8 protein-coding genes are annotated in these 11,159 nt (G+C 53.1%); 1 reads left to right on the forward strand and 7 read right to left on the reverse strand.

Going from position 1 to position 11,159, the window contains the following annotated elements:
• Window positions 1–5: 5 nt before the first annotated feature.
• The 7 genes from IMCC3135_RS12090 to IMCC3135_RS12120 all read right to left on the reverse strand — a co-directional run bounded on the left by IMCC3135_RS12090 (window position 6) and on the right by IMCC3135_RS12120 (window position 9,127).
• Entirely contained in the window at window positions 6–1,706 is a 1,701-nt protein-coding gene (locus IMCC3135_RS12090; RefSeq protein WP_088917842.1) for an O-antigen ligase family protein, read from the reverse strand.
• A complete protein-coding gene (locus IMCC3135_RS12095) occupies window positions 1,703–2,647 on the reverse strand; it encodes a glycosyltransferase family 2 protein (protein ID WP_088917843.1) in 945 nt (314 codons plus the stop codon). The genes IMCC3135_RS12090 and IMCC3135_RS12095 overlap by 4 nt, the downstream gene beginning before the upstream one ends.
• Window positions 2,647–3,564: a glycosyltransferase family 2 protein gene (locus tag IMCC3135_RS12100; protein WP_088917844.1), complete on the reverse strand. Its 918-nt coding sequence runs from the start codon at window positions 3,562–3,564 to the stop codon at window positions 2,647–2,649. The genes IMCC3135_RS12095 and IMCC3135_RS12100 overlap by 1 nt, the downstream gene beginning before the upstream one ends.
• On the reverse strand, window positions 3,561–4,874 hold the full coding sequence (locus tag IMCC3135_RS12105; protein WP_157735938.1) for a lipopolysaccharide biosynthesis protein: 1,314 nt from the start codon (window positions 4,872–4,874) through the stop codon (window positions 3,561–3,563). Before IMCC3135_RS12105 ends, IMCC3135_RS12100 begins: the two co-directional genes overlap by 4 nt.
• 4 nt (window positions 4,875–4,878) lie before the next feature.
• Window positions 4,879–5,667 carry a WecB/TagA/CpsF family glycosyltransferase gene (locus tag IMCC3135_RS12110; protein WP_088917846.1) on the reverse strand — a complete coding sequence of 263 codons (789 nt, stop codon included), beginning with the start codon at window positions 5,665–5,667 and terminating at the stop codon, window positions 4,879–4,881.
• Window positions 5,668–5,898: 231 nt separating this feature from the next.
• Complete coding sequence (locus tag IMCC3135_RS12115) at window positions 5,899–6,642, reverse strand: exopolysaccharide biosynthesis polyprenyl glycosylphosphotransferase (RefSeq protein WP_088917847.1); 744 nt, start codon at window positions 6,640–6,642, stop codon at window positions 5,899–5,901.
• 220 nt (window positions 6,643–6,862) lie between these two features.
• Window positions 6,863–9,127 (reverse strand): AAA family ATPase, encoded by a 2,265-nt coding sequence (locus IMCC3135_RS12120; protein WP_088917848.1) that lies wholly within the window; start codon window positions 9,125–9,127, stop codon window positions 6,863–6,865.
• A gap of 322 nt (window positions 9,128–9,449) precedes the next feature.
• Here IMCC3135_RS12120 and IMCC3135_RS12125 point away from each other — a divergent pair, with 322 nt between their 5' ends.
• The gene (locus IMCC3135_RS12125) at window positions 9,450–11,009 is read left to right on the forward strand and encodes a phospholipase D-like domain-containing protein (RefSeq protein ID WP_205738011.1); all 1,560 of its coding nucleotides are present in this window, start codon (window positions 9,450–9,452) and stop codon (window positions 11,007–11,009) included.
• The last annotated feature ends 150 nt before the right edge of the window (window positions 11,010–11,159 follow it).

Here is an 11,159-nt window from a genome sequence, read left to right on the forward strand (position 1 = left end):
TGTCCTCAGCCTTCTTTTCGTTGTCGTCGCGCCATCTTGCGCTTCAATGCAGCACCATCATGTTTATGGTTCTGCGTGTGATTGTCGGGTAGATCATTGATCTGCGAATCCGAAATTGAATAGGCAGAAAAGGGGTCGTCCAGTTCCGGCTCAGCGTCTATTACCCATTGTGAGCTGGTCAGCTGATGCGCCGGGTCGTCATCGTTCTTCAAAGGTGGTGCGGGCAGAAACAGCCCTTGCCCGAAGCTGTCTGTCAGTGGGCTTGCGCTGTTCTGGTTCTGCTGTTCTTCCTGATTTATAACGGCGATCTTCTTGCGCTCGATGAGTCGCTGTTTCAGGGTGCGGCGTTTTATGATCTGTTCTCTGGAGCGCGTCAGTCTGTCGCCAATACTGAGCGGCAGTGTAAAAGGGCCTTTTTTACCGACTGTTTGGCGGGTGGTCAGAGTGATCTGTTGCAGCATGCTGATTGGCAGGGCCAGGAAGAAAATCCAGTACAGTTCTCTGTTGACCAGAAGCCTGGCTTCGGAGTAGTTGCTGACCAGTAGTGCAACTGTGAAGCCAAGTACGAACAGCACTCCGGGTTGCTGCCGTTGATATTGGCAATAGAGCAGTTCGACCAGCTGTTGCAGGATCATGAATATGGCTATGGCAGCCAAGGGCAGGCCAACCTCTGATGCTACCTGCAGTAGTCCGTTGTGTGCATGGTAGACGGTCCATGAAAAATCGGTCAGAGAGCGCTGAATGTGTACGCTTTCATCAGTTGGAAACCAGAGCGTGCCGTAACCGTATCCACTCAAGGGTCGTTCCAGTATCAGTTGCCAGGTTTTTGCCCAGACATCCCCTCTGCCTGTCAGATCACCAGAACGGCCTATCAGCTCGGCCGTATTGATATACGTGAAGGCCAGGCTCAGTAGCGTGGCGGCCAGCACTCCCAGTATCACCATGGGTATCATGCCGAGCCGCAGATTGAAGGCTGTATACAGATACAACATGATCACGGCGGCGCTGATCAGGGCCAGTACAGAGGTTGCTGATACGCTGAAATAAAGACAGAGAAGAGCGGCTAAAGTGAGTGCGAGGTATAGGGCTCTGCGCAGGGTCGATATTCTCCAGAAAGAGAGACTGACCAGCAGCAAGACGGTAATGGCCGCCCAGAAACCCAATGTATTCTTTGAGGCCGTGACGCCTGACCAGACCAACTGGCCTTCATAGTCTTCAATGCCCAAGGCTGGTAGAAACAGGGCGCTCAGTACGCTTGCCAGCATCACCAGCCCCAGAGTAATGGCACTGGTAGTGAGAATGCGATTCAACGGCAGTGTGAATCCGATGTAAAACGCGATAAGCGTTGAGCCAAGCAGATGAACCGAGCGTTCCAGTGTCAGCGTTGAGTCGACCGACCAGATCACGGAAAGTGCGGTTCCGGCCACCAGCAGGAGCAGTGCCAGGCGGTAGCGAAAAAGCCAGCTTAGCCAGTTGATGCCTTGCGTAAGGATCAGGCTGGCAGTGGCGAACAGATACATGAGCAGCCACAGATTGGTGACCAGGGATACGAACGTACCACTGGCAAGTGGCGATCGAATTGCCAGGGTGAGAGTAACGCTGGTGCCTTGCAGCAGCGTCAGAATCAACATCAGGGATGCCAGTAAGGAGGCTCGATAGGGAGCCTGATAATGCGTGAGTACGGGATTGGCCGCGGTTGCGTTCACTGACTCCGAGCCTGTTCCAGAGACAGGCCGCGCAGCCTGACATACTGGTCAATCAAGCGCCGGTAAAGAATTGGAAACAGGTTCTGTACGCTTTGACGCACCATGCCAATCGGGCTCATCGCACCGGCGCGATAGCCTGCCCACAGTAGGGAAAAACTCTTTAGTGGGGCCGAGCGTGCAAGGCCAACGCTTTCAAAGCGAGCCTGAAAACCTGCCCATGCAACAGGCGACATGGAGGATTTCTGGGTGTTCATCCATTTGAAGAAATTAGTGTATTTCTCCGATTTGCCTGCATGGATGGGCAGTTGGGACAGAGCATCGTCACTGATGATATCGGCATACAGCGTCAGAGGGCGTGGCAGCATGTGAAATGCAATGCCAGTACGCCAGCAGTCGATGGCGAACTGGTCATTGTCACCAAACGTGACTGACTCATCCCAGCTGGCTTTGTCTTTCAGCGAGCTTGGCATGACCATGGTGCTGGTCTGTATGAAGCTGCCATCGACATACAGGTAGTCGTAGATGGACTCTTCTGCGCCCAGCGATCTGGATGGCTTTACCCAGTATCGATCGACACCACGATCCACGATTATCTGACCGTAGAGCAAAACCTCGCCATGCTCCTCCAGTTCGGCGTTGGCTGTTTCCAGAAACTCCGGATACCAGCGATCGTCAGAATCCAGAAAGGCGATATATTGCCCACGAGCGACTCGCATACCATGATTGCGGGCTGCCGCCGGGCCTGCATTCTCTTGATGAACCACCACCAGACGCGAATCTTCGATAGCTGCCAGAACCTGCCGAGTGTCGTCAGTAGAGCCGTCATCAACCACGATGACTTCAAAATCTCCCAGACTCTGGTCAAAGCAGGATTGCAGAGTGTCAAGAACCGATAGTGAGCGGTTATAAGTGGGTACAACGATGGAAAAGCGTGGGTTCATCAGTAACTCTCATTGCGAACGGTCGCGTGACCACAGTGGGCGCTCATCTTGCCCTGAAACTTCCAGCGTAGTTGACGGGCGCGTTCTGACCACTTGGGTCCAAGCCAGGCCAGGCAGGTACTTGCGACTGCCACGATGCCCAGGACGGTTGTCTTCAGGCCTCGGACCAGACTGTGTGATAGTCCGGGTTGCATCAGCTGCATGACGCGGACTCGGGAGTTGTGGATATTGACCACGCGTTGCCGGATCCAGCCTTCTTGCAACCGTGCCTCAGGCACCGGCTCGTGGACGATGGCGTTCGCTGCCCAGAACATGCTGTGACCGCGAAAATGCAGTTGCGTGAAAAATGCCAGATCCTCTCCACCTGAGTGAGCAAAAGCCGGATTGAAAAACTCGGGTGCAAGTGTCTGCAGCACATCGGCCTTTATCAGGAAATTGCCACCTGCCTGGAGTTGGCATTGTGTTTCGTCGGGAAGTGCCATGTCAGCACCATAATAAGGATTCACCGTAACCGCAAGTTCTGTGCCTTGAGGGAAAACCGGGCGTGTCGGGCCTCCGACTACATCGGCATTACAGTGTTGTTGGACACGTAGCAGTTCAGTCAACCACTGTTGCTCAGGCCATTCATCATCATCCAGAAAGGCGAGCTGCTCAGGATGTAGTGTCAAGGCTTTCAGGCAGGCAGCATTGCGTGCCGCTGAGATGCCGGAACTCTCACCTGCGGGGACCGTATGAAGCTTGAACGGATATCCCTGAGTTGTGAGTTCGGCACAAACGGCCAGACCGGCACCGGCGGAGTCATTGTCGGCGACAACGATTTCCAGATTCTCGGTGCCATCGATGTTCGGCAGCGTTTCCAGCAGTTTACGCAGGCCTTCGGGTCGACGGAATGTACAGATGCAAAGAACAGTTTTCACGAGGTTTCTTGCAAGCGTTTATAGAGAATCCGGGTCAGGTAGATTGCCATGAAAGCTTCGGCTGCCAGAATTCCGATCAGAGTGGTTTCGGGTTCAAACAAGTAGAGAGTCACGCTGACCAGTACACCGCTGAGAATAGCGCCATAAACACTGGCCATGGCCAGTACGCGAAAATCACGCATGGCTTGAAGTGCGGCGGCCGGGGCATTGTAACTGGCTGCAAACAGCGTGATTATTGACCACATGGCGACAATCATTGCCATTGGCTCGTCGGCATATTGATCGGCGTACAGGAAGTCGTTGATCCATGGCCAGAGTATCAGCAGCATGACACCCATCATCAGGACGGCGCCAGCCATCAGAAAGGAGGTGGTACGGATCTGTTGTCTGACCGCAAGATGCTTGGATTCTGACAAGGCGACAGCCAACTCAGGCTTGACCATGTTCTGCCAGGTCAGCAACGCTACACGTACCGGGCCGAACAGGACAAAACCGGCGGCCAGCGGCGCGTAGGCATTGGGGCCATTGGTCGCGGTGATGATCAGACTGTGAGCTTGCGCCAGAAACAGGGTGGTCAGTGAGCCGGCCAGAGCCCAGCGAGATTGCTCCCACACAGAACCATAGGAGCGCAGGCTGGAGAATGACAGCCATTTTCTGCTGGCGCCGTGCAGACGGTAGCGTTCGACCAGCATGGCGGCAAGGTTGGCGACTACCAGAGCCAGCAGGACATGAGAGATGTGGAGCTTGTCGACACTGAGAAGCAGAACCAGCATGACGAGTATGCCAACGCCCACATAGGTGGCATCACCTGAGGCGGTGATCAGCGGTCGCATTCGCGCATAGCCAGCACTACGGCTGAAATGGCGAGCTGAGTAGACGGCGACGAACAGGGTCACTGACAACGATATATTGCCGTCCAGCGAAGACCATTGCGTATAAAAGATGCCCACTAGCACCAGTGCGCAAAACAAGGTCAGGTTGAGCGTACTGAACATGCCTTCCTGCCGGGCACGTTCAACGGGATCTTTCAGGACTGGTGTATAGACCGTCAGTGGTGTGGATATCAGGGCATTGTTGATGGCAGAGGCAAACATTGCAAGAACGAAAGCAAAGGCAAATACACCATAATCATATGGTGTGACAAGCCTGAGCAGTATCAGATTCAAGGCAAAGTGAAAGCCGCTGACCAAGGCCTGGGCGCCGACCGATAGTGCCAGCCGTGAGGTGATCAGTTGTATTAGTTTGGTGACCAGGCCTGGTTTTGTCATGGCCGGTATTTCATCAGAGTTTGCAGTTTCAACGACAGTCACAGTATCAGGCTCGCTTGCCACTGAGCAAAGAGCCTACGCCATTTTTCAATAATATGGCGCCCAGCAGGACAGGCTCTACCAGATAGCGAAATCCGAAGCGGCGAGGGTTCTCAAGCAGACGAAAACTCCATTCCAGTCCGACACGGCCCATCCAGCGAGGCGGCGTACTGACGGCTCCGGCTACATATTCCATGCAGGCGCCACAGGTGAAAACGATCGGTGCATTGATCAGGTGCCGGTGAGCGTGCAGCCAGGCTTCCTGTTTTGGAGCGCCGAAGCCGACCAGTACGATCTGGCTACCGGCGGCATTGATCTGATCGATCACAGCCAGGCTCTCGGCGCTATCTGCTTGTTGATCAAAATATCCATCATGGCCCTGAATGCTGATGCCCGGAATTTTTTCCCGGATAATATCCAGTGCTTTGGCTTGAACTTGCGCCTGTTGGCCTACGTGAAAGACCGTCCAGCTATTATCGGCTGCCAGTTTCATCAGAGGCATGATGAAATCGACATAGGTCAGTCGATAATCACGATTGACCGGAATGCCGAACAACTGCATGAGCCAGATCACGGGCATACCGTCAACCAGCACCGTGGTGCCCTGGTAGTGTTCACGCAGTTTTGCGTCGGTGAAATAGCTATAGAGCGAATGCAGATTGTGGTACAGGACCGTCCGGCGTTCAGAATTGCTGATCGCCGTTTGTGTGTACTGTAGGTAATCTGCCAAAGTGCCAGGGTGGGCGAAAAAGCCCAGCAGCGTACGCTGCGGCAATCCTGCGGGATCAGTTGCCATCGTCGGAAAACATCAAGTATTGGAGCGGGTGGGGCCAGAGGCCCGAAAATCCTGAATGTGTTTGACAGGCCGGAGAATCAGAAAATTGAATTTCTAGTGATTTGACAGCTTATCGGCTGTCGACTTACCGGTCTACAATCAGGAGTTGTTTTATCAGGTGTGGCCGAGTTCTCAGGCCATCCCACCGGCGGCGTAATGGCCAGGTGGGGTTCTGTTGTTAGTGCAGCTGTATCAGTAAGCGTTCTTGTGTACCCAGCCTTTGAAGACGGTCATGACAAGAATCTTGATATCAAGAAACAGGCTCCAGTTTTTTACATAGTGACGATCGTGTTCGATGCGCGACACCATGTCACTGACTCGGCGAGTTTCGCCACGAAAACCATTGATCTGAGCCCATCCGGTGATGCCTGGCTTGACGCAATAGCGAGAAGGCAGAGCAGGGATGACATATTTGAAATCTTCGTCCAGCTTCAGAGGATGTGGGCGAGGACCGACCATGGACATTGATCCCTGGATCACGTTGAACAGCTGTGGCAACTCGTCCAGGCTTGTCTTGCGTAGAAAGGCGCCGACGCGGGTAATGCGTGGATCATCTTTCTGAGCCTGCTTGAACTCTTGTGAGCCGCTCTGGTACATGGTGCGAAATTTGTAGACCTTGATGATTTCACGGTTACGACCACTGCGTGCCTGGCAAAAGAGTGCCGGGCCTGTGCTGTCGAGTTTTACGGCGATGGAAATCAAAGCCATGAGAGGGAACAGAATGAGCAGTGCAACAGAACCGAAGACAAAATCCTCCAGTCGTTTCATGGCTGCATTGATTCCAGTGATGGGTAGCAGTGTTGAAGTGTCACTGTGAACCAGGGTGCCGAGACGTTGTTCTTCGACAGACTGGTCCGTGATGTTTGCTGCGTTAGCACTTTCGGCGTCAATGCCTGAAGTATTGTTTTTGTTTTTAATTGCGCTGGCGCTAGACACCTGATTCTCCGTTTATCCGAATAGGACATGACACTGTCAGAACCTGAGGTATGCAGGTAGACGGTGTTGAGTGATTTAAATTGAAACTGATCGTACCGCGCCAGTGCCTCTTGACTAGTGACACTGGTCGCGTTTGATTAATGTACGTGAAGGTTATTACAGAGTTTGATAGCAATGCCACAAAACCGTCCTAGGGACACATTGTTTCACTTGAAGGGGTCTAGTCCAACTGTTCTTGGTAGTAAGTGTAGTGCTTGGGCGTCGGAGTTGAGGAGCCGTTCATGATGCAACCACTCACGCGGACTCCTGAAAAGCTCAGGCGCTTCAGTGCTTCATTCAATTGTGGCTCCTTAACTTCTCCTTCCTTGACTACCATGATAGTAGACCCTGCGTGTTTGCCTAGTGATGCTGCGGTGGAAACACTCAATACCGGCGGAGTATCAATGATGCAAATGTCGAAACGTGGCGCTACAACGTTGAGAAATGCACCAAATTCCTTATCACTGGGCATATCGGTACTGTTGCTACCGCCAGAATAACCACGCGGAATGCAGTAGAGGTTGGGCACCGTAGTCGCCTTGACGGTTTCCTTCAGCTCGCTCTTGCCGCGCACGACCTCAGGCAGACCGGGGCCTACAGCAAGGCCTAGCGACTTGTGAAGTTGTCCTCGTTGATAATCCGCATCGATCAGCAAGACCTTCTTGCCGGATTGGGCCACCAATACCGCCAGGTTCATGCTCAGGAACGATTTTCCCATGCTTGGCAAAGGACTTGTGAACATCAGAACGTTGTTGTCTGCCTCTGCCATGAGGTCTTCAAGCATGCTTCGCAGACCGCGCAGATTCTCGATTGAATAATCTTCTGGCTTGGATAGTGCCAATACATTGCCAGAGATGGCCTTGCTGGAGGATCCGCCGTCACCGCCTGGAAGCAGCTTGCGTGGATCTACCGTGGCCGGACTGCCGAGGCGACGTTGAGCCGTACTTTTCGGAATGTTCATGAACACTGGCAGGCCTGAAGCCCTCTCCAGAGAATCCTGATCGCTGATAACCGTCGACAAGGCTGAGCGCAGTGTCAGATACAGGGTGTACAGAAACAGCGTTGTTAGTGTGCCACCGACAATCGCCAGCAATGAGCTGGGAGAAATCGGTTTGCGAGGTGCCAGAGCATCGTCGATTATCTGTACTTCGCCCACGTTTCCTACATTGGACAAGCGCAGTTTCTGCAGTGATTCCTTGACTTCGATGAACAGGGTCCGCTTTGTTTCCAACTCGTCTTCCAGGACTGCAAGCTCTCGTTGGGTGTCGGGTCTGGCACTTAGAGTCCCACGCACCTGACGGATCTTGTCATTGAGAACATCAATTTCCTTTTGCAGACGCTTGGGGGTGGGGTGACTGACGGTGTAACGCTTGAGCAGATCGTCACGTTCGACTTCCTTTTCAATTAAATCCGTCTCCAGCTTGTCCAGCTGACCGAGTTTGAAATTAATCTGTGTATCTTCACCGAACGAACCCGCCGTGCGTCTGAAGTCCGAAAGGGCCAGCTCGGCCGCTCGCAGCTCAGCTTCGACCTTGGGGAGTTGCTCTTCATAGACTTCAAGCTTGCCATCGGAAGAGCGGTTCTGAGAGCCCAGCTTGACGCTGGTGTATTCAGACAACACCGCGTTGGTCAGCTCGGCAATCAGGGCTGGATCATTGCCACGTTGCTTGACCGTTATCATGCGTGACTTGCTATCGGTCGTCTCAGTAGACAGATTGCTACGCAGAGCGCTGACGGCCGCTTGTAATGAGGCACGCGCCACCGAGAATTCGACGCCGGCAGGCGCGTCCAGCTCAGCTACATTGATGGTCATCGGGTCGCGGTTGGGAATTTCGACAGTGACGGATGTGCCGACTTCAGCACGCTCAATCAGCAGATTTGCATCGCTGTCGGCCAGGCTGTAGGCATTGCCTTCGAGAGTGGTCAGCGTCAGTCCCTGATCTTCCCATTGACGCGGTACTGATAACTCGGCAATTGAAATGCTGACATCATTCCAGGCATAACTGGAGGCAAAGGATAACTTGCCGATGAGATCGCCCAGCACAGGAATCTTGGTGGTCAGTGCAGACAGCACCGGAACGGTTTTGGGGTTGGCTGACGTTCGCAGGTCGAATGCCTCAACAACCGGACTCAGCACCTTGCGCGATCGCAGCAGGTTGGCTTCTTCCTTGATGGTTGGTGCGTTCCAGTCGGTTTGAGCGACGTTGCCGGCATCATCGAAATAGTTGCGTTCTTCCTTGACTTCGATCAGTGCTGAAGTTTCATAGGTCTTGTCGGTGCTGATCAGAAACAGCCAGGCGCAGAACAGGCCGAGTAACAGTGTGAATAACAGTCCGATCTTGTGTCGCATGAGCAATCGCAAGTATTCTTTTGCGTCACTGGTTGCTGGAACCGTTGCGTATCCTTGCATAGGTCCGCCGGGTTGCTGATAATTAAAATTCTTCATTTAAAACCTGGATCCGTCGTCGTTGGCCGTGCTATCAATCGGGTGAGTATAGAGCCTGATGGGTCATTCACTTGTGCCCGGACTTCACTCAAATAGATCGCTGCAGCCGTGCTTATTATTATTAGTGTCTCACTTATCGTGAGTGTTGCATGACGTGTCGCTTGTCCGTCGAGTAACTAAAGTGTTGGGATAGTACTGGCCAAGCAGACGTTTCAGTTGATCTGTTACGGGTATTCTTCCCAAAACGGGATGGCGCGATTGTAACAACTAGCTTCCGTTGAATTGTGACGTTGTTTTAATTTATGCCAGTTGGAGGTAAACAGTGGTTAATTCCAAGACATGGCGCAGATTCCGCCGCTCGTCAGGGCAGGCTCGATCGGGCCGACGCTGGGGTCGACGCATCATGGGGGCAATCATTGTCTATGCTGTGCTCAGTATCGCTGTCAGAGCATGGGTACCTGCGCCGCCGGCCGTTGGTTTGGCTGGAATGCAATATAACGCCAATTATCTTCAATTTTTTCAAGACATCAGTTGGCTGAACTCAGAAGGTGAGCGGCAGATGTCGCAGGAAACTTTTGATCAGGTTTTCCGAATGATTGGTGAGGCAGAGGAATTTGTTCTATTGGACATGTTTTTGTTCAATGCCTGGCAGGGGCCGGTGCCTGAAGAGCATCGAGCGTTGTCTGAGGAACTCACCCAGGCGCTGATCGAACAGAAACAGCGCAACCCGGACATGCTGATTATTGTCATCAGCGATCCTATCAACACGGTTTACGGAGGGCTGGAGTCGGTGCATTTCAAGCGCTTGCGTGATGCCGCCATTCCGGTGGTGCTGACGGATCTGAACCAACTACAGGATAGCAACCCGACCTGGTCCGGTTTTTGGCGATTTGTGGTCCGACCATTCGGAAATGGGTCGGGCGATTGGCTGCCAAATCCGTTTGGCGAGGGGCGAGTTTCTGTGCGCAGCTACCTGTCCCTGCTGAATTTCAAAGCCAACCACCGAAAATTACTGGTTAGCGACGACGGCGAGCAGCAATTGCGCGGCTTGGTAACGTCGGCTAATCCACATGATGGAAGTAGTGCTCATCGTAATATTGCCTTGTCTTTTTCCGGTCCGGCAGTCATGGATCTGATCAACGGTGAGCGAGAGCTGCTCGCCATGAGTGGTGCAGATGAGGAGTTGCAACGGATTGATTCGGTTTTGGCAGAGCAAATTGAAAGGCACGATAATGCATCTCAAATTGAGGTCATGCCGGCAACCGAGAAAGCGCTGGTAGCAGGCAGCTCACAGGTTCAGGTCTTGTCTGAGTCGCGTATTCGGGCAGCCGTATTACAGGCCATAAACCAGGCCTTTGCCGGAGATGCGATTGATCTGGCCATGTTCTACCTCAGTGAAAGGCAAATTATCGAAGCCTTGAAGGAGGCAGTCAAACGCGATGTCACTGTGAGGGCGCTGTTGGATATCAACAGTGACGCCTTCGGTCGTCGGAAGAACGGAGTCCCCAACAGACCTGTTGCGGCTGAACTCACGGCGGCTGGTGTGGATGTCAAGTGGTGCGCCACGAGCGGTGAGCAGTGTCATGCCAAGTGGCTGCATGTCTCACACGAAACTCAGAGCGGCCGGGCGCATGAATTCATTCTGGGATCGGCGAATTTCACTCGCCGAAACCTGATGGACCTCAATATGGAAACCAATGTGCGGGTCAGCACTGTTGCTGAGGCAAGGATCGCCACCCAGATGATCGAATTTTTCGATAAGCAGTGGAACAATCAGCAGGGCCGCACCTACTCTTATCCATACTCCCGGTTTGCCGACGACAGTCCATGGCTGAAGCTGCAGTACCGTTTCATGGAAATGTCAGGCCTGAGTACGTTCTGATCAAGGAGCAACGCAGCGCTGCTCTGTATTCTCTGAAAAGTGTGTCGCTGCGATACTGGTGCCTGTTAGGTTGAGCCTTTGGCCCTCATGAATTGTTGTCTTGCCTACAGCGCTCATGGGCTGGTGGCGATAGAATGACTCACAGATGCA

Origin of the sequence: Granulosicoccus antarcticus IMCC3135, from assembly GCF_002215215.1 — a bacterium.
Taxonomy (GTDB): domain Bacteria; phylum Pseudomonadota; class Gammaproteobacteria; order Granulosicoccales; family Granulosicoccaceae; genus Granulosicoccus; species Granulosicoccus antarcticus.

Bases quoted from the DNA above. Each gene is read 5' to 3' on its own strand.
- IMCC3135_RS12120 (WP_088917848.1), bottom strand. From the start codon at position 9,127: ATGAAGAATTTTAATTATCAGCAACCCGGCGGACCTATGCAAGGATAC.
- IMCC3135_RS12095 (WP_088917843.1), bottom strand. From the start codon at position 2,647: ATGAACCCACGCTTTTCCATCGTTGTACCCACTTATAACCGCTCACTA.
- IMCC3135_RS12110 (WP_088917846.1), bottom strand. From the start codon at position 5,667: ATGGCAACTGATCCCGCAGGATTGCCGCAGCGTACGCTGCTGGGCTTT.